The organism is Porphyromonas cangingivalis, from assembly GCF_900638305.1.
Taxonomy (GTDB): Bacteria; Bacteroidota; Bacteroidia; order Bacteroidales; family Porphyromonadaceae; genus Porphyromonas_A; species Porphyromonas_A cangingivalis.
Genome location: NZ_LR134506.1, coordinates 2,068,907 through 2,089,565, shown reverse-complemented (window position 1 = coordinate 2,089,565; position 20,659 = coordinate 2,068,907). Strand labels below are relative to the sequence as shown.

The following is a 20,659-nucleotide window of genomic DNA, read 5'->3' as shown; positions in this document are numbered from 1 at the left end:
TTATGAAAGTGATTAAATACATTCTTTTTATACCCATTTTGTGCGCCACTGTATTCACAGCACACGCACAAGAGGTTGAGCCTATGATGCAGGAGTCCAATCCGCAAAAGAGTTGGGAGTTTGGACTTGGAGGTAGCATGCTGAACATCAGCAGAATGACACTCGGCAACTACAACTCTTCTGAAAAAGGCGATGCGTACACCTTACGTCTACGCAATGTCATGTTCGGAGGCAACATCTATATCGCACACGAACTCACCCCTTGGCTCTACGCTGACCTTCAGGCATCCCTCGGAAGCGTGAAAGCCCTCTCTTCAGGGAGTAAGGAGAAACAAAGCCTCTTCGGCATAGGAGGTCTTGGACTACAGTTACGTCTCACTCCTCTCTTCAAGAAGAAGTACGTCGAACCCTACTTCCGTATCGGCGCAAACTACATGTACAAGGACTTTGCTTTGAACAGACAAGGCAGTCTGCCTAACTTCCGCAACGAGGAACTGAGATGGGAGCACTCCGACAAATTCAATAAGGAAGCTAACACAGCTCGCCACCTCTTCTTGCCTTCGATAGGTGTGGGGATCAATAGCTGGTTCAATGACAGATTCGGCTTCGGCATCCAAGGCGACTACATGACATCATTGGGAGAGAAGAGACTCGCATTCCCACAAGTCACAGCTCGCGTGATGGTTCGCCTCGGGAACAGTAAGGAAACAGCTCCACAAATTGTCTACCGAGAACGTATCGTGCGTGAGACCGTGCCGGTCGAAAAGGAAGTCATCAAATACATCGAAAGAGATGCTGACCCTCTATACAAACTCTTCTCCGCCATCACATTTGCATTTGACAGCTATGAGATCACCGAAGAGTCGGCACACCTTTTGGACGAGATTGCCACACACCTCAAGACAATGACGAACAAGAAGTTCCTCATCACAGGACATACCGATGCACGAGGATCTATGGCATACAACGACAGACTCTCGGCCATGAGAGCTGATGCCATCGTCACGGGTCTTGAACTGAGAGGAGTCCCCACAGACATGCTCAAAAGTCGTGGTGTAGGCAAACGCATAGCTGCCATCCCTACCTCCGAAAGCCATGAGGTGAGAGAAGGAGACCGCAAGGTGACAGTAGAGCTTATCGAACGTATGCCTTACTGGAACAAACTCCCCAAAAGAGGTATCTAACCCTCTACCCGAAGCAGACTTCTCTGCCGAGGATAAATAGTAATCACCCCACCAAGTTCGGAAGATGACTTGGTGGGGTGATTACTATTTGACACATCCGTCATGCTTGATCCACGATCCATGACATGGCAGACATCATAATGAGGCTGATCTCCTCCTCAAGCACAAGACCGCCTGCCTTACTCACTGCATATAAGGATCCACAAAGGTCTTGACACGTGAGATATACTCTTGTGGATGGTCGAGGTAAGCGACAGCGTGTGCCGATCTCGGTGCGATCCAAAGCTCCTTTATCCCCGGCTTCATATCATAGAGACGATAAGCCATCTCGGTAGGGACATAATCATCCTCTGCTCCATGAATGAAGAGCATCGGACGATCACAGCGTACGATTTGGTTAAGAGAGGAGGCTTCCTTGAAGCCCCAGCCGTACCGCCATTGACAGATAATGTCCGCTGCGTTGAGGATAGGGAAGGTGGGAAGCCCATATTCGACCTTGAGGCGGTACGCAAACTGATCCCATACGGAGGTATAGCCACAGTCGGGGACAAAGACCTTGACCCTTTCGGAAGGATCTTCGCCCGAATACATCATGGTCGTCGCAGCCCCCATGGATATTCCATGTACGACGACCCTCGCAGAGTCGCCGAAGATAGAAGGCGTTTCGTCCACCCATCGTGCCACATCGAATCTATCAAGCCATCCCATCTGTATATGTCCACCTTCAGAAAGCCCCGCATGACGCAAGTCTGGCAGCAAGATATTGTAATGGAGGTGTCGATGATAGACTTCTCCTATCATCATCATCCGTATGGCATTGTCGGTATATCCATGGACGATGACGGCAGTCTTGGCCGTAGGTACTGCCGCTCGGACATAGTAGCCGTGAAGTTTTGTACCATCTTTGGCGGTGATGAATGTATCTCTCAGAGCAGAGACATTGCGAAGACTGTCGATCCAAGAGCCGAGGGTCGGATATCGATCTCGCATTTCACGGTAAGATCCTTCGATGTCTTGTCCCCTATGTGTCATGGCCAAAGTAAGATCCAACATATACCAGGCAAATGCACCCAATCCAATGATCAGCAGAAAAATAACCAAAGCCACAAACCTGTATATCTTCTTTAGTCTCATACCATCATCTTTCTTTGCGTTAGACGTCCTTGCACTGCCGAATGCGCACAAATGATACTATCTCGTCTCGGCAAGATACAAAAAAACAATGACTGGCGATGTGCAGACTCTCGGCAAAATCGCTCCGTTGTGGATGAAATATCTACTCGGAAAAAATGAGGGTGTAATCGCTCATTCTTGACTCAATCAGATGTGTGCATATTGGCCCGACACAGTCATAGACTGCCTGAACAGAAAAGAGGCAGAACCTTTTCGAGGGCTATCCCACGTGAGCCTTTGATGAGCACAAGGCTTTCGGATGGGAGAGGATGCCGGCGGAGATATTCACAGATGTCCTCGACCTTCTCAAAGGCAAGAAATGCCTCGCCTGCAACTTTTCGGAAGCATGGGCCACAGAGTAGAGCCTTGACTTCGGGATGAGCAGAGAGGTGTGTCAAGACCCTACGATGCTCCTCTTCGGTGGCTTCTCCGAGTTCGAGCATGTCTCCGAGGATGGCGACTTTGTGTCGAGCCGGCGAGTCAACGAGATTGTCAATGGCAACAGCCATACTTGAGGGGTTGGCATTATAGGCATCGACGATGAGTTGGGAGCCACCCTCAAGTCGGACGAGCTGCGAACGGTTATTGGTGGGTTGATACCCCTCGATACCTGCATAGATGTCGGCTTCGGGCACTTCAAAGTATTTGCCCATCGCGATTGCAGCAAGGATATTGATGAGATTGTATGCCCCTACGAGTTGAGAGTGGACCACTGTTTCTCCGACCGAGACCGACAGGTAGGGCAGATGACCTGCCACTTTGCCTGAGACATAGTTGCCCTCTTGCCCATAGGTAAGTACGGTCTGTGTTCCCCATTTTTCAACCAAGAGTGGATCGTCACTATTCAGGAGGAAAGTACCCTCATGAGCATAGAGATACTCGGGAAGCTCACTCTTGGTACGCAAGACTCCTTCTATCGACCCAAATCCTTGTAAGTGAGCCCTACCGATGTTTGTAATCAGCCCCACATTCGGCTGTGCGATCTCTACCAAGGTATGGATCTCTCCGGGTGCCCCTGCACCCATCTCGATGAGAGCCATCTCGTGGGAGGAGTCGAGTCTGAGGATCATGAGCGGTACACCGATATGGTTGTTGAGGTTGCCCTCGGTGGCAAGGAGGTTGTACTTGCGAGAGAGGACGGAGCGGATGAGCTCCTTCGTCGTCGTCTTACCGTTGGTGCCCGTGATGCCGATGACAGGGATGTCAAACTGTCGGCGGTGATGGGTGGCAAGGGCTTGAAGTGCCGTCAACGTATCTTCGACAAGAAGGCAACGAGGATCGGAGGGTGCCACGTCCTTATCAACGATGGCATAGGCCGCCCCTTGTTCAAGAGCACGGAGGGCAAAGTCGTTGCCATCAAAATTGGCTCCATGAAGAGCGAAGAATAAATCCCCCTTACACAACTTTCTGGTGTCCGTACATATACCGGGATGGCGCAGATAGATCTCGTAGAGGTGTTGTATGGTGGTCATGTGTGACAGCTCATTTTTTTGGTTGATGGATGAAGGAAAATCGGTGTATCTTCCAAGTCATTGCAAATATAATCGTTAAATTTGTTACTCAGAGTATAATATCGACATTATGAAACCCAGCCTTCTTATCAATATACGTGGTCGTCTCCTTGACTTGGGTCGTGAACCTATCGTCATGGGGATACTCAACCATACCCCCGACTCCTTTTTCTCAGGAAGTCGCATCCAAGGCGACAGAGCCATTCATGATCGCATCGAACAGATCCTCCGAGAGGGGGGATCGATGGTAGATGTCGGAGGATATTCGACCCGCCCCGACGCAACGGAGGTCTCTCCTGAAGAGGAGTGGGCACGTGTGGCTCAGGTGTTGGAGATATTGAAAAGGGATTATCCGGAAGTCATTGTTTCGGTAGACACGTTCAGAGCCGATGTCGCCCGAAAAGCCGTGGAGATAGGCGGAGCCGACCTGATCAACGATGTGTCGGGTGGCCTACTTGATAGTGAGATGTATGCGACAGTGGGCTCTTTGCAGGTGCCCTATATCTTGATGCACATGCGTGGTACTCCAAAGACGATGCAAAGTCTCACCGAGTACTCGGGCAAGGTGACCGATGTCGTGATCTCAGAGCTCCTTCGACCCATCGAAAAAGCACGAGCGGCAGGCATCAAAGACATCATCCTTGATCCCGGATTTGGCTTCAGCAAAACCCTTGATCAAAACTATGAGTTGATGAGCGAACTCGATAAGTTTGCGACACTGGGATTACCTCTCCTTGTGGGCATCTCTCGCAAAAGCATGATATATCGGCTCTTTGAGACCTCTCCTCAAGAAGCCCTCAATGGCACAAGTATCCTGAATACCTTTGCACTCCTCCATGGCGCACACATCCTGCGCGTACACGATGTCAAGGAGGCTGTCGAGGCCGTGAAGATCGTGGCAAAACTTAAACCCTCTGCGGAATGATCCCATGAACAGAAAACTCAGCATACAAGAAATGGATCGGCTGACCCCATCCGAGTTTTCGTCAGCAGAGAAGGTGCCTGTCGTCATCGTGCTGGACAATGTCCGAAGCATGAATAATATCGGCGCAGTCTTCCGTACGGCCGATGCCTTGAGGATAGAGCGTGTCTGCCTCTGTGGGATCAGCGCAACACCTCCTCATCCGGACATACACAAGACCGCACTGGGAGCAGAAGAGGTGGTGTCGTGGAAGTACTATCCGGACACATCTGTTTGTGTGCAAGAGCTCAAAGGTGAGGGCTACAAGATATGGTGCGTGGAGCAGGCGGAAGGAAGCATATTTCTCGATGAATTTGCGGAAAAAACACCTTGCGAACCCATCGCCCTTGTTGTCGGGAACGAAGTCAAAGGGGTCGATCAGTCGGTCATAGACGCCGGGGATGGTTGTATCGAAATCCGCCAATATGGCACAAAACATTCGCTCAATGTATCTGTCGCCGGTGGGATCGTCATGTGGGAAGTGTGTAAGAGATTTGAGAGATGAAAAGGGGTTGTGTCATCGTAGCAGGGGGCAAGGGGCTTCGCATGGGCGGAGACATCCCGAAACAATATATGGAGATCGGTGATCTGCCGATCCTCATGCGCACCGTACAAGCACTCAAGGCCTATGACAGTGACATGCTCATTTCGATCGCTGTGCCCAAGGATGATATAGCGTATGTAGACGAGCTCCGACGGCGATACCTTAGTAATCATGGTGCAATCCTCATCGTGGGAGGTGGAGAGACCCGCACCGATAGTGTCCATCAAGGCCTCATGGCAATGCCGGATGATGTTGTCCGTGTGGGGGTGCATGATGGGGTGCGCCCGTTTGTCTCTCCGGAGATGCTGGCACGACTGTTTGAGACGAATGAGCCTTCTGTCATACCCGTCATTCCGTGCACGGACTCGGTGAGACTCAAAGGAGAGGACGATAGCTACCGACCATTGGATCGCAGCCTTATCGGCCTTGTGCAGACGCCGCAGGTCTTCGATGCAGAGACTTTGCGCAGAGCCTACCGTATTTATGACGAACAGAAAGACAAAGCAACATTCACAGATGATGCCTCTTTGGTCGAAGGACTTTTGGGTATCACGCCAAAAACAGTCGAAGGAGACGAGCTTAACATCAAGATCACTACACCCAAGGATATGATCCTCGGGGCATGGATCGCAAGCATAAGGGACGGAGCATGACAAACCTTCTGGACACCGATATCAAGTACCTACCGGGGATGGGCGAACACCGAGCAAAGGTCTTTGCCAAGGAGATTGGTGTCCGGACTTATCGAGACCTGCTCTACTATTTCCCATATAAGCACATCGACCGCACACGGATCTACAAGACTGTTGAAGTAAGCGAACACCTCCCTTATATCCAACTCAAAGGGGTCATCACCTCCAAGACCATCGAAGGCGAAGGGCGTAGAAAACGTCTCAAGGCCACCTTCCGTGATCCTTATGGAGAGATCGAGCTCGTGTGGTTCAATAGCATACAATACTTCAGAGATCACCTTTCGCTCAATACCCCCTATCTCGTCTTCGGCAAGCCTACACGCTTCGGCAACACTTACAGTATCGCCCATCCGGAGATCGACGATCTGAAAAATCCCAAACAAAGTAGTGTGGGCAAGCTCTATCCGATGTACTCGACGACAGAGCGCATGAAGAAAATGTCGCTCAACTCGAAGTTCATCAACGAACTCGTATCCAAGCTCCTTGACCTCCTCAAAGACAAGCTCCCCGACACCCTTCCCCGATACATCACGGATCACTACAATATGCTCTCCCTCTACGAGGCACTCCGGCAGATACACCTACCCGAGAACGAGGATATGCTTCGTCGTGCCTCTGCTCGCCTGAAGATGGAAGAGATCTTCTATGTCCGACTTAGGATGCAATACCTCAAGGAGCGACGTCAGAACGAAAATCAAGGCATCCTCCTACCCAAGGTCGGTGACGAGTTCAGACGACTGTACAGCGAGGTCTTACCCTTCGATCTCACAAACGCACAGAAGAGAGTCATCCGGGAAATACACACCGACCTCCAGAGCGGAAAGCAGATGAACCGCCTCGTCCAAGGAGATGTCGGCAGTGGCAAGACGATTGTTGCCCTCCTCACCATGCTCCTTGCTGTGGACAATGGCTACCAAGCCTGCATGATGGCACCCACCGAGATACTTGCCCGACAGCATTACGAAAGCCTGAGCCAACTCCTCGCCCCGCTCGACACGTCTGTCCGCCTGCTCACGGGCTCGACAAAGACAAAGGAGAAGAGAGAGATCGCCCGGGGCATAGCCGATGGCTCGATAGACATCCTCGTAGGTACCCATGCCCTCATCGAAGACTACGTGCAGTTTCGCCGACTTGCTGTCGCCGTCATCGACGAACAGCACCGCTTTGGCGTACACCAACGCTCCATCATGTGGGAAAAGAACAATCATGTCCATCCCCACATCCTCATCATGAGTGCGACACCTATCCCACGCACATTGGCGATGACTCTGTACGGAGACCTTGATGTATCGATCATTGACGAACTTCCCCCCGGGCGGACGCCTATCCGCACCCAACACTATTACGAGAGCAAACGCCCCGAACTCAACTTCTTCATCCGAGATCAAATCGAGGCCGGACGACAGGTCTATGTCGTCTATCCCCTCATCGAAGAGAGTGAAAAGATGGACTACAAGAGTCTCGAAGAGGGATTCGAGATGCTCAAGGAAGCTTTCCCCACACGCACGATCGGCATCGTTCATGGCAAACTGAGGCCTTCTGAAAAAGAGGAGGCCATGACACTCTTTGCCTCCGGTAAGACCGACATACTTGTCGCCACCACCGTGATCGAAGTCGGTGTCAATGTCCCCAATGCAACGGTCATGGTCATCGAGAGTGCCGAACGCTTCGGGCTCTCGCAGCTCCACCAGCTACGGGGGCGTGTCGGTCGTGGGAGCAACCAATCTTACTGTATCCTCATGACAGGCAACAATCTTGGCGAAGAATCCCGCAAACGTATCGACATCATGGTCGAGACGACCAACGGCTTTCGTATTGCCGAAGAAGACCTCAAACTCCGAGGACACGGCGATATGGAAGGGACGCGCCAGAGTGGTATCGGGCTGGACTTCAAGATCGCCAACCTCGCCAAAGACGGCCGTATCGTACAGTTCTGTGTCAATCTCGTCGAGCAGATCCTCAACGATGATCCTCTCCTCGAAGCCCCCCACAACGCTGTCTTACAAGCGCAGCTCACAGCACTCCTCCGGCACGAGAAGGACTGGGGACTCATCAGTTGACCCCCTCTAATTCTGAACAAAGCACCTCCCCATACCTCAATTAACGTAAAAGCAAACACAAAAAGGTGGAGTGTCAAAACTCACATTTTGACACTCCCACTTTTTGCATCATGACGATCAATATCTATTTTGCTTGATCACACCTTGGCCGGATGTGATCTCATTTTTCGGTATTGGAGCAGCATATCTCCTCGAACCCGGAGCCAAGGTGTATTCCTTGGGTTGATCATCCTTGACCTTATAAGCATCCATGTCGTAAAAACTTCGGGTGATGGTGATGTCGTCCGAAGGGTCTTCGTTGAAGTTGCATCGGCGTATATCACTCCACCTCATGGTGAATGGCATCTCTCTGGAGCGTTCGTCCAAAACAAGTCGGAGGGCTTCCTGCTTGTCGCTTGCCGAGAGAAATCTGACCTCAGCAGGGGCGTCCTTGCTGATACGTTTATCTCTCAACCTGTTGAGGACACCCATTGCTCCCGCAACATTCTGCCCTGTACGTACCATACACTCGGCCTTTATCAACAACATCTCTGCGACCGACAGACCTGATGTGATCTCATGATTGTATGTACAATACCCCGGGAATGCACCTCGAACGAGCAAAGTGTATGAGAACTGAGGTACGATGAAATAGCGATACCTCAAGTCATGCTCCTGATCGTAAAGGTTCAAAAGACGGCGACTGGGGATGAGCCAACACAAGTCCACAAAGGTGATGATGGACTTTTGGTAATACATATCTGTTTCTCTACTGAAGGTCAGATCATCAATCCTGTTGGTCCATGTAGAAGGGAAGGTGATCATGATCGGCATCATGTTTTCGTCCAGACCGACCTCAGCTTTTTGTGTGATCACACCACTCGTATAGTCGATCAAGGTGTCATCCTCCTTGAGTGCCATATCCGCATACTTCTCAGCCTCTGCATACATACCTTTCAGGAGATAAAAGCGTGATGCCAAGGCGCAAGCCGCAGCTTTATTTGCACGCCATGTGCGTCGAAGATCGTCTCGGTAAAGACTGACATCGATCTTCAGTGCCTCTTTTATATCATTTTCGATAAAGTCATAAGTCTCCTCAAGGCTTACCCGATCCAACCTCTCCTCAAAGCTGGTGCTTCGCTTCAAAGGCAACCCATCCTCTTGTTTGGTCGCAGGACCATAAGGCAGACAGTAGATGGAAGCCAAGCTAAGATAATTGTGCGCACGTATGAAGTGTGCTTCCGCTTTCAGTCGACGTTTATCATCGTCTCTGCCGGAAGCCTTGTCAATCTCATTGATGATGAGATTGGCATTATATATGCGATCGAAGTAGTCGCCCCAGCCTGTATCGTTGGAGTCATCCGATGCAAGCTCCATATTCCATGTATAGTATTGATACAGAGCCATCGATGGCATTATCTGTTTGGGCGTCTTGTAGAGTTCCTTCGAATACTCAAAGTTGTCGCTCGAATAAAGTGCGATCTTGTTGGATTCAATCGATTTTGACTTACTGTTGTGGTTGGCAATGAGAGCTTCCAACTGTTCGACCGTCCTGATCTCAAGATTCTCTTCCTTTGACGGAGCCTTGCTTAGAAAGTCATCACACGAGACCATGCACAGTGCGACAACAGATATTATCGTTGAGAGTAAGATATTTGTTTTCATAGCTATTTCTTAAAATTCTAATTTCAGACCAAACAACCATGTGGGCTGCAATCTCAATGCCCCTCTCTTGAACTCAGGGTCTTCATCATACTTGGTCTGTTTGATTGTCAACAAGTTGTTCCCCTGTACATATACCGAAGCATTCCTGACCCCGACCCTGCTTGTCACGCTTGATGGGAGAGTGTAAGTAAGATTGACCTCAGATAGACGGACGTGACTGGCACTCTCTGTGAGATAGTCCATATAGTATGCGAACTCGGCATACTTTGCATAGGTCTGATCGTCATCCCTCTTTGGCAGTGGCACGATATCAGAGCCATCGCTTCGGATCACCTCGCTCAGGAGTTTGTTGGGATAGACACCTCGGTCAGAGATCGAGGGATAATTGAATCCCGTACGCCTGAATACATGTCCAAACTTTCCTGTCAAAAGGAAAGAGACCGTAAAGTCATAGATATTGAAGCTGTTGAGCATCCCGGCTACATACGGAGCAACAAGAGCCCCTTGTGGGCGACAAAAGTCCAACCCATCCTTGACCGAGAGGTTGGCAAACCCACTGACCCCTCCGTCGTTCATCTTGATGACGGGTTGCATATTTGGCGCATCGGGAGTCCCTATATTTTGCACTCCGCCATATACATAAGACCATAGTTCATTGGCATCATAACCTTCGACATAAGAGTGTGATCCACTCTGCCCGACCAATACCCAATGTGGCTGTGTCGAACGGAACAGCTTGAGGATCTTGTTCGAGTTGTACGAAAAGTTGAGGGTACCCCTCCACCCTATTTTATTGCGATATATATTCTTTTGGACATTGAGCTCGACCTCTATCCCTCTGTTGAGGATCTCTGCGTTGTTGATCTTTTCTCTTTTCGAGCCATGAGCCATAGGGATGTCTATCGCCGCAAGGATGTCCTTACCGTGCTTGTTGTAGTAGTCGATCTTCCCACTGATCATACCGGAAAGCACGGAGAAATCCACACCAAGATTGAGGATGCTTGTCCTTTCCCAACGTAGTGTGGGATTGCCTTTACTTGTCAGCTCACCGGTCATTTCGCCCGTAAAGGGATTTACGCCGGTCATCCTCATCAATGGCTTGAAAGAGGTGGAGTTGTCAGAGTTCCCGTTGTAACCGTATGTCATCCTAAGCTTCAGGAGATCAAGCTTGCTCATCCCCTTCAGGAAGGACTCCTCTCCGATGTTCCAAGACATACCCATGGACCAGAATGGAGAATATCTGTACTTAGGATCATCACTGATGAAGTTCGATGCGTCATTCCTGAAGCTACCCGAGATCGAGTATTTGTTCATGAATGTATATGCGGCATTGGCATATACGGACAAGAATCTATCCGTCGATTCTTTGTACTTGTTGGTGTAGTCAAATGTTTGCCCCCTGCCGAGCCAGTTGTAGATCGAATTGGGGTATCCACCGGGACCGTTGGGAAATGTTCCGACCGTGAGGTGCTCGTCATCATAGCCATAAGATGTTGCAGGTATACGGATATTGTGGACGGTCTCGCTGATCTCAGTCCCCAGCAAGACGCTGATGTTGTGCTTGTCTGCAAAGAGACGGTTGAAGTTCACCTGATTTCTGAAGTTATATGTCCTGCTATTGAGCTGCTCTTCGTCAAGGATACTGCCTTTGGGGAGATTGGGCGTGACCGTCTGAGTGTCGGTATCCCATGATGCCGCTTCATTGACGGCCTTGCGCACAAACCATGTCTTGTCATTATACAGCCTCCTGAAGTCGTGCTTGAATATCTCGTATTGGATCTTGGATTCTAAGCTGAGTCCCTCCAAAGGCTTGAGGGTTATCCCTGCATTCAGACGGGTGTTCAACTGAGCATTTGTCAGATCACGATTGTTCATCTCGGTGATGGGATTGTAGCTCCAGTCTGAGTATGGAAACTGATCCTTGGGGACTGATCGCTCGATCAATGGACGGAAGTAAGAAGTGTTTACGTCGGTATAAGATCCATCAGGATTTACCAACATATCGTAAGGTGCCAAGTCTCGAAGCTCTGAGATACTTATCCCCGAAGTATTGGCCTTTTTGTACTGGAGCATCGTAGACAGATTGATGTCCATCCATTTGAAAAGGGCAATATTGTTGCGGTAATTCACCATCAGGTTTTCGCTTTGATTTTTGATGCTTGCCCTTCGGTCATGCTCATACATGAGAGACAAATTATTCGTCATCTTCTCGCTCGCTCCCGACAGACTGACATTGTATTGCTGTGAGACCGGAGATCGAAAGAGGAGGTCTCTCATCTGCTGTCTGTTGTCCAATCCCTGCAAGAGAGCCAACTTCTCGTTCATCTCCGTCTCTGAGATGTTGCCCAACTGAAACTCATTGTATAGGGTCGTTGCCTGGCTTCTGTACTGATATACATTTTTCTTCAGATTCATCGCCACCAGCGAATTGCCCCACTTCCCGAATTGCATCTTCTCAAACTCGACGGTCTCCGATGCCGATGCTCGGTTCAGTACGTAGTCCAGGTCAGGTCGGCTACCGATCCTGGTCAGCACAGAAGCACTGACACGTAGAGGTTGTCCGGCCTTGGCTCGCTTCGTGGTCACGACGATGACCCCATTGGTAGCCCTTGCTCCCCAGATAGAAGCCGCAGCGGCATCCTTCAGCACGGACACACTTGCAACATCATCAGGGTTGATGGAGCTGAAGCTATCCTCTATCGGAAATCCATCCACCACGACCAAAGGGCTGGCATTTGTCATAATGCTGCTCTGACCTCTGATGGAAAAGCTCATATTGCCCTCAGCGTCTTGTGTGGCCTGAAGCCCTGCCACGCTACCTACGAGTTTCGAAGCCAGATTGATGGCAGGCTTCTCCAGGAAGTCTTTCTTGACGATGTCGAACGCCCCTGTGGCCCTCTCTTTAGATATGGTCTGATATCCGGTCACGACAACTTCGCTCAGTCCCTCGGCTTGGGGTTGTAGGGCAATATTGAAGGTTGTACCTTTCGTCACGACGACCTCCTGAGTCTTCATGCCCACATAGGATAGTATGAGGGTGTGCTCTTCGTCGGTCAGAGTAAGAGAGAATACTCCTTGATCGTTTGTTACCCCGCCACGCTTCGTCTCTTTGATAAGGATCCTTACCCCAGGTAGAGGGTCATTGTTTTCGTCGACTACCTTACCCGATATCTTGCGAGTCTTTCGCTGCTGAACTGTGTCAGTAGAGGAGGATATCGACCCGGGTGTGAGTACGGTACGGCTACCCCCTCCTGCTTCATACTTGTCATTTTGCGCCGAGAGCGTCGTGAACTGTGGTAAGAAACTAGCAAGAAGACAGGGGACAAATAGTCTTGAGAGCCTTCTTGGCTTACTTTTCACTCGGTCGGCAACTTCTCTCTTACGATAGATTGCGTTCTTCATAAGTGTTTTTTGTTTTTGCTTGTTAGTAATAGTATTTCTATAGTTTTAGGTTGTATTCCGGATGTGTAAAAAACTTTGTGCACACCAAAGTGCTTGGAAGATATGTCCTTTGTTTTTCAGACTTCCTATCAGGCATCATGGCTCTTCAGGAGGTTTTTCACTCTCTATCATAGTTATATTATTGTATATTCATAAACTGCTCTATATCAACAAACGTTTTCTATTTGAGCAGGCTGGGAGGGTTGCGAAATCCCCTAAAGATACAAAGAATCATCAAAAAACATTTCAACTTAGAGTGCTGAATCGGGCTATTCGACCCATCGAATCCACAAAAATCGCCATCAACAGATACTACCGCAAGCTTACACTTATGGCACATCATACTAAATCGACGGAAATCGACCCTCTCTGAATGGATATCTGTCAGTGAGTATAAAAGGAATGTATGCTAAATGAACGAAGAAAAAGAAGATGGCTTTTGTGCCCTGACATCGATCCGAAAAAAGTAAGCTCAGCTTATATTTGAGCCTTGTGGAGCGACTCGCAGATAAGCTGAGCTTGAGAAGCGACCACTCATCGCAGTCGCGGACGTATGTCTGTCTTCTCTCTATCGATAATACTCGATCTTACGAGTAGTAATGGTGATAGTCTTGGTCAAAGCATCCGAGTCGGAATTTTCGGAGTGACTCATGACTTGCCTGACCCAGTTGCCCTTGGCATCATATTCGTACTGCCAAGTCCTCAATGCCTCTCGATTGCCATCAGGGTCGAGATAGAGTGTCTCGAGCAGTCGTCCGTCTTCGTCGTAGCGATGAATGAGACGGCGTAACGGATGAAGCTGTCCATCCTCACCAGGCTCAAGGAAAGCCTCCTCAATGGTTCGCCCTTGTTGATCGCAAACCACCCGGTCGACACCCACGAAAGTCGAACTATCGTCTCCCTCCACGAGGTATATACTTTTGTCCATGCTTCCATTTTTGCCATAGACAAAGACATGTTTCCGGTATCCTCCCGTATGATCTCTCATGATGGTCTCTATCACCCTCTCCTCTCTGTCATAGCGAGACTCAATCGAGACATAATGATCATCTCCGTTGTAAGTCTCGATGGCTTCCGTCAGTATGCCATCGGCACCGTAGGTACGTACTTCTTCGGAAGACAGGATTGTCCGCCCGATATAGTTTGAGATCTTCGAGACCTTACCGGCATCGTTGTAACTTAGGACGACTCTCGATGTCACCGTATCGGCACCATGGTAAGAGCGTTCCTCGACAAGCTTGCCATTGTGATCATAGGTATAGGTCATGCGGCGTTCGGGCTGGTCGAAAGGCTCCATCTTGAGACTCTCAATACGATTACCATCCTTGTCATAAGCATGGCTTTCCTTAAAAAGGATCGTCCCCGGCTCTCGAGCCTGAGCAATCTCCACGACCCGATGATCATCGTCGTGGAAAAAAGCGACTTCGGTCGAATGCCCATCAATGTCCTCGGTCAAGATGAAGACTACCATACCATGTACATCGAAAAAACGTGTCTCCACCCTCTCCAAGAGTGGCCCCTGCCAATAGGCAGACAAGGTATCTACATCATCAAACTGATGATAGGCATGGTACGTACAACTCTTGACATCCCCTTTGAGATCAAACTTCGACAAATCTGTCTCCTCTGCCGGAAAAGACTTAGGAGCTTGTGCACAAGCTGCCAGAAAGAGGATACAGAGAAGAAGAATCTTAGACTTCATGGGACATGAAGAGGCCATTAGTTGTGATAGGTGATCTCTCGCTCGGTGACATTCTTCAATGGGGTCACTTCACCGTCATAGATCTGGGTGAGTTCGAGGCGTATCCAGTTACCTTTACGGTCATACTTATAGACTCTCTTCAAGGTCTGAGAGTTTCCCTGTCTGGGATAATCCGACACCTCCTCTATAGAGTTGCCCTTGTCATCGTATTTGTACTTGGTGCGAGAGTCGACATCCATCACATTGTCATCTGACAGGGAGTAATGCACAACTTCGACAAGAAGCCCCTTGGCATCATAGATCTTTTCGAGCTTGTACGACAACTGTTCGGAGCTGTAGTCCTCTTGAAGAGTGATCGCTCCGGACGGATCATAGTGTTCGACACGCGCATAAGAGCAATTGCCTTGCTCATCATAGCTTCTGTGCTCTGTCGTTACCTTACACCCTTTCTCATCATACGAGTGAATAACCTCCTCTAACAAAAGCCCTGATGGAATGTAAGTCTTGGCATTCACGAGACTGTCTATGTCATTGTATGCAAATATGGTCTTGATGGGAAAATCTTCACCTGAGTCTTCGAGAGTCTCGATGAGTCGATTTTTTTCATCATACACATTGACGGTCTTGTACATTCCCATGCTACCCTCGGACATACCCGTAGACTCAATGAGGTTGTTGTTCTGATCATACTTGTAGTGATCCGACAGCACAATAGGCACAGAATCAGGTATCGTAAGATCAGAACGAATGAGACGCCCCTGATCATCATAAGTCTTGAGGGTGACCGTCTCCTCTTCATTGGCAGAAGATTGAACAAATTTGATCAACTTCCCCTCGGCATCGTATTCATAAGATGCAATATAACCGCCATCTTCGCCATCGGACTTTTCATAGATGAGTCTTCCGCTCTCATCAAATTCGGAATAAGCTTCGTTGTAAAGAATATTGGTGGGCTCTCCATCGATCGTGCCTGTGCCATAGCTCTTCTCTTTTACGGACTTGACATCACCGACGAGTTCGTAGTCTTTGAGCGTCAAAGTATCTCCCATGATTGCGCCCCTCTTCGACTGTTGAGTACAAGCGATGCCTAAAAAAAGAACCATCGCCATCAAAATACTGACTTTAATTTTCATTTCTATTTTATTCTAAGTTTTTGGTTTGTGGCAACGACAACTGCTCCTACCCTCATGGATGTAGAAAGGCCTTACATCCATTTCGCGACAAGCAACATCACGACAAATATATGAATTATGATGCAACTGAGACTAGCTTTGTTGAAAAGAAGACCGGAAAAATAAAAATAAACACAGCCGGGCAATCAAAGCATTCTAATGAAATATCAATTCCTTGTAATGAATCTCAACCGTTTCTTGATAAAAAGAGAGCCGTGTCAAAATTACGGTTTTGACACGGCCCTCTGAGTTATGGGGACTATATTATTTTAGTCTATCAGTTGTCTTCCGGCATTGTAGGGAACGAGCGCTCACGAGTCACAGCTTCGGCTGCACGTTGAGCTTCGATATCCTTTTTATTGCCTACGACAAGTTTGTCGTATTCTCGGAGACCCGTACCTGCGGGGATCAGATGCCCACAGATGACATTCTCCTTGAGTGCGTCAAGTGTATCAACCTTACCTTCGATAGCCGCATTATTGAGGACCTTTGGGGTCTCCTGGAATGAAGCTGCAGACATGAAGCTCTTAGTCTGAAGTGCCGCTCTGGTGATACCTTGGAGCACCTGGTTGGTCGTAGCAGGCATCGCATCGCGAACAACGACAGGACGAAGGTCCTTGCGCTTCAAAATACTATTCTCGTCACGTAGACGGCGAGCAGAGATGACCTGACCGGCAAAGAAGATTTCTGAGTCTCCCGGATCTTCGACAACCTTCTTACCCCAAAGACGATCGTTCTCTTCCATAACATCGAGCTTGTCGACAAGCTGTTGCTCAAGGAAACGAGTATCTCCCGGATCGAGGATCTCAACTTTACGCATCATCTGGCGAACAATGACCTCAAAGTGCTTGTCATTGATCTTCACCCCTTGCTTGCGATAAACATCCTGAACACCGTTGACGATATAGTCTTGTACGGCATTTGGACCCTTGATCGCAAGGATATCGGCAGGTGTGATCGCACCGTCAGAGAGTGGCATACCTGCACGGACATAGTCGTTTTCCTGTATCAAAAGTTGCTTTGATAGTGGGATAAGGTACTTACGTTCTTCACCAAGTTTGGAAGTAATGGTGACTTCACGATTACCACGACGTACACGTCCGAGTGAGACTTCACCGTCGATCTCTGCTACGATGGCCGGGTTGGTCGGATTACGTGCTTCGAAGAGCTCGGTCACACGTGGAAGACCACCGGTGATGTCACCACCCTTGAGAGTCGAACGTGGGATCTTGACAAGTACGTCACCGGTCTTGACAGAATCTCCATTGGACTTCACGAAGTGTGCACCCACAGGGAGGTTGTATGTGCGTAGGATATCGCCCTTGGAGTTAAGGATACTTACAGAAGGGGACAAGTTCTTATCCTTGCTTTCTATAATAATGTGCTCCTTGTGTCCTGCACTGACATTAGAGTCATATTCGACCTTGTAGGTCACATTCTCGACGACATCTTCAAACTTGAGTTTACCGGTCTCTTCAGCGATAATCACAGCGTTGAATGGGTCAGACTCAAAGATATTGTCATCCTTCTTCACCTTGTCACCGGGCTTGAAGTACAACTTCGAACCGTATGGGATATGGTGTGTGATGAGGGTCATACGAGTATTCTCATCGATGACGCGCATCTCGGCAAGACGACCGACAACGACTTGATATGCATTGCCTTCTTCGTCCTTGGCATCGACGGTACGCAACTCATCGATCTCCAAGATACCGTCGTACTTAGCCTTGACATACTTCTCACTACCGATATTTGAAGCGATACCCCAGCGTGGAAGGTACGAAGTGTAAGCTGTGTACCGGGTTCACCGATAGATTGTGCCGCAACAACACCAACAACCTCACCGATATGTACCATATGACCTTGTGAGAGGTTACGGCCATAACACTTCGCACAGACCCCCTTCTTCGACTCACAAGTGAGTACCGAGCGAATCTCGACATTGGTGATAGGAGAGTCTTGAATGATGGTTGCTGCCTTTTCGTTGATCTCTTCGCCTGCCTTGACGATGACTTCACCGGTATTTGGGTGGATCACATCATGTACAGAGACACGACCGAGGATGCGTTCGTATAGAGAAGCGATGACAACGTCACCTTCTTTGATCTCTTCGGTGACAAGCCCACGAAGTGTGCCACAGTCCTCTTCGGTCACGATAACATCTTGCGAAACGTCTACAAGACGACGTGTGAGGTAACCCGCATCGGCAGTCTTCAATGCCGTATCCGAGAGACCCTTACGAGCACCGTGGGTAGAGATAAAGTACTCGAGCACAGATAGCCCCTCCTTAAAGTTGGAGAGGATCGGGTTCTCCATAGTGTGCGCCCCTTCGGTACCGCTCTTCTGAGGCTTGGCCATAAGACCACGAATACCTGAAAGCTGGTTGATCTGGTCTTTCGAACCACGAGCACCCGAGTCCATCATCATGAAGATAGAGTTGAATCCCTCGTTGTCCTCACTAAGCTGCTTCATCAAAATACCCGACAGACGTGTATTGACGTGTGTCCAGGTGTCGATGATCTGATTGTAACGCTCGTTGTTGGTGATGAAACCCATATTGTAGTTAGACATGATTTCATCAACCTCAGCGAAACCCTCCTGAATGAGGGTGTCTTTTTCCTTAGGAATAAGGACATCTGAGAGGTTGAATGAGAGCCCACCCTTGAATGCCATCTGGTAGCCAAGATCCTTGATGTCGTCGAGGAACTTTGCTGTCTTTGCGATGCCACACTCCTTGATGACATGCCCGATGATGTCACGGAGTGCTTTCTTACCCAAGATGCTGTTGATATAACCAACGCCTTGTGGCACACACTCGTTAAACATCAAACGCCCGACAGAGGTCTCTACCAAGTGACGAATAGGATTACCGTCGGCATCGACATCATCGACCATCACCTTTATAGGTGCGTGAATAGCAACTTTGCCATCATTGTAGGCAATAGTAGCCTCTTCACGTCCGTAGAATACAAGCCCTGCCCCCTTAGCATCCTTACGGAGCTTGGTGATATAGTAGAGCCCAAGCACCATGTCTTGTGATGGTACAGTGATAGGAGCTCCGTTGGCAGGGTTGAGAATATTGTGCGAAGCGAGCATCAACATCTGCGCTTCGAGGATAGCTTCGTTGCTGAGTGGTAGGTGCACCGCCATCTGGTCACCGTCAAAGTCGGCATTAAAGGCCGTACAAGCAAGTGGGTGAAGCTGAATCGCCTTACCCTCAATGAGCTTGGGCTGGAAGGCTTGGATACCAAGGCGGTGAAGTGTAGGAGCACGGTTGAGGAGGACCGGGTGTCCCTTGATGACGTGTTCGAGAATATCCCAAACTTCAGGTCCCTTCTTATCCACGATACGACGTGCAGACTTCACAGTCTTGACAATACCTCTTTCGAGAAGCTTACGGATAACGAATGGCTTGTAAAGCTCAGCAGCCATATACTTTGGCAGACCGCACTCGTGCATCTTGAGCTCGGGACCGACGACGATAACCGAACGCGCAGAATAGTCGACACGTTTACCGAGAAGATTCTGACGGAAACGCCCTTGCTTACCCTTCAAGCTGTCTGTAAGAGACTTGAGTGGACGGTTGCTGTCAGACTTGACCGCCCCTGCCTTACTTGAATTGTCGAACAAACTATCCACAGCCTCCTGAAGCATACGCTTTTCATTACGGAGGATCACCTGTGGAGCTCTCTGTTCGATCAGACGGCGTAGACGGTTGTTACGTATGATGACACGGCGATATAGCTCGTTGAGGTCGGAGGTAGCAAAACGGCCACCATCAAGTGGCACAAGAGGACGCAACTCAGGTGGAATGACGGGTATGACCTTCATCACCATCCATTCCGGACGGCTATAACCTTCGCTGGCACGGAAGCTCTCGACAACTTGAAGTCTCTTGAGAGCTTCTTTCTTTCGTTGCTGAGACGAGTCCTTAGAGGCCTTCGCTCTGAGTTCGTATGACAGCTTGTCAAGATCTACACGACACAAGAGGTCGTAGATTGCTTCTGCACCGATTTTTGCGATGAACTTCTCAGGAGCATCGTCTTCCAAATCTTGGTTGCCTTCAGGCAAGCTATCGAGGATATCAAGATACTCTTCTTCGGTGAGCAGATCACCTGCAGCAAGCCCTTCGACAGTACCAGGCTGAATGACAGCATAACGCTCATAATAAATGATAGCATCAAGCTTCTTGGATGGAATACCAAGAAGATATGCGATCTTGTTGGGGATAGAGCGGAAGAACCAGATGTGAGCGACAGGCACCTCGAGTGCGATGTGTCCCATACGCTCTCTACGGACCTTCTTCTCAGTCACTTCCACACCACATCGGTCACAGACGATACCACGGTAGCGAATACGCTTGTACTTACCGCAGTGACATTCGAAGTCCTTGACGGGTCCGAAGATACGTTCGCAGAATAGACCGTCTCTCTCGGGCTTGTAAGTACGATAGTTTATTGTCTCTGGCTTAAGGACTTCACCACTTGAATTTTCCAATACCTCTTCGGGGGAAGCGATACCGATCTTAATACGGGTGAAGTTGGCCTTTATCTTTGTATCTCTTTTGAATGCCAT

General features: G+C 49.2%; 11 protein-coding genes and 1 pseudogene. 5 read left to right on the top strand and 7 right to left on the bottom strand.

What is annotated here, in order from left to right; all coding sequences use genetic code 11:
• The first annotated feature begins 2 nt into the window (after positions 1–2).
• Entirely contained in the window at positions 3–1,184 is a 1,182-nt protein-coding gene (locus EL262_RS08720) for an OmpA family protein (protein ID WP_036853279.1), read from the top strand.
• A gap of 183 nt (positions 1,185–1,367) precedes the next feature.
• Here EL262_RS08720 and EL262_RS08715 read toward each other — a convergent pair whose 3' ends face one another.
• Both EL262_RS08715 and EL262_RS08710 read right to left on the bottom strand, forming a co-directional pair.
• A complete protein-coding gene (locus EL262_RS08715; protein WP_078735478.1) occupies positions 1,368–2,318 on the bottom strand; it encodes an alpha/beta hydrolase in 951 nt (316 codons plus the stop codon).
• Between the two features lie 215 nt (positions 2,319–2,533).
• Positions 2,534–3,829 (bottom strand): UDP-N-acetylmuramoyl-tripeptide--D-alanyl-D-alanine ligase, encoded by a 1,296-nt coding sequence (locus EL262_RS08710; protein WP_025836755.1) that lies wholly within the window; start codon positions 3,827–3,829, stop codon positions 2,534–2,536.
• Between the two features lie 109 nt (positions 3,830–3,938).
• Here EL262_RS08710 and folP point away from each other — a divergent pair, with 109 nt between their 5' ends.
• Genes folP through recG form a run of 4 tightly spaced genes read left to right on the top strand, consistent with a single transcriptional unit; the run spans position 3,939 to position 8,125 of the window.
• Positions 3,939–4,793, top strand: coding sequence for a dihydropteroate synthase (folP, locus tag EL262_RS08705; protein ID WP_078735477.1), 855 nt, complete (start codon positions 3,939–3,941; stop codon positions 4,791–4,793).
• A 4-nt stretch (positions 4,794–4,797) separates the two neighbouring features.
• Positions 4,798–5,334: an RNA methyltransferase gene (locus EL262_RS08700; protein ID WP_025836753.1), complete on the top strand. Its 537-nt coding sequence runs from the start codon at positions 4,798–4,800 to the stop codon at positions 5,332–5,334.
• Entirely contained in the window at positions 5,331–6,026 is a 696-nt protein-coding gene (locus EL262_RS08695; protein WP_078735476.1) for an IspD/TarI family cytidylyltransferase, read from the top strand. Before EL262_RS08700 ends, EL262_RS08695 begins: the two co-directional genes overlap by 4 nt.
• On the top strand, positions 6,023–8,125 hold the full coding sequence (gene recG / locus EL262_RS08690) for an ATP-dependent DNA helicase RecG (RefSeq protein ID WP_078735475.1): 2,103 nt from the start codon (positions 6,023–6,025) through the stop codon (positions 8,123–8,125). The genes EL262_RS08695 and recG overlap by 4 nt, the downstream gene beginning before the upstream one ends.
• Positions 8,126–8,242: 117 nt before the next feature.
• Here recG and EL262_RS08685 read toward each other — a convergent pair whose 3' ends face one another.
• The 5 genes and pseudogenes from EL262_RS08685 to rpoC form a co-directional block, all read right to left on the bottom strand.
• Positions 8,243–9,769, bottom strand: coding sequence for a RagB/SusD family nutrient uptake outer membrane protein (locus EL262_RS08685; protein WP_025836744.1), 1,527 nt, complete (start codon positions 9,767–9,769; stop codon positions 8,243–8,245).
• Between the two features lie 9 nt (positions 9,770–9,778).
• Positions 9,779–13,171 (bottom strand): SusC/RagA family TonB-linked outer membrane protein, encoded by a 3,393-nt coding sequence (locus tag EL262_RS08680; protein ID WP_078735474.1) that lies wholly within the window; start codon positions 13,169–13,171, stop codon positions 9,779–9,781.
• A gap of 607 nt (positions 13,172–13,778) precedes the next feature.
• Positions 13,779–14,912, bottom strand: a complete 1,134-nt coding sequence (locus tag EL262_RS08675; protein ID WP_159100481.1) for an RHS repeat domain-containing protein — start codon at positions 14,910–14,912, stop codon at positions 13,779–13,781.
• Positions 14,913–14,929: 17 nt separating this feature from the next.
• Complete coding sequence (locus EL262_RS08670; RefSeq protein ID WP_126464411.1) at positions 14,930–16,045, bottom strand: hypothetical protein; 1,116 nt, start codon at positions 16,043–16,045, stop codon at positions 14,930–14,932.
• Positions 16,046–16,361: 316 nt separating this feature from the next.
• Positions 16,362–20,659: pseudogene (gene rpoC, locus EL262_RS08665) on the bottom strand (DNA-directed RNA polymerase subunit beta').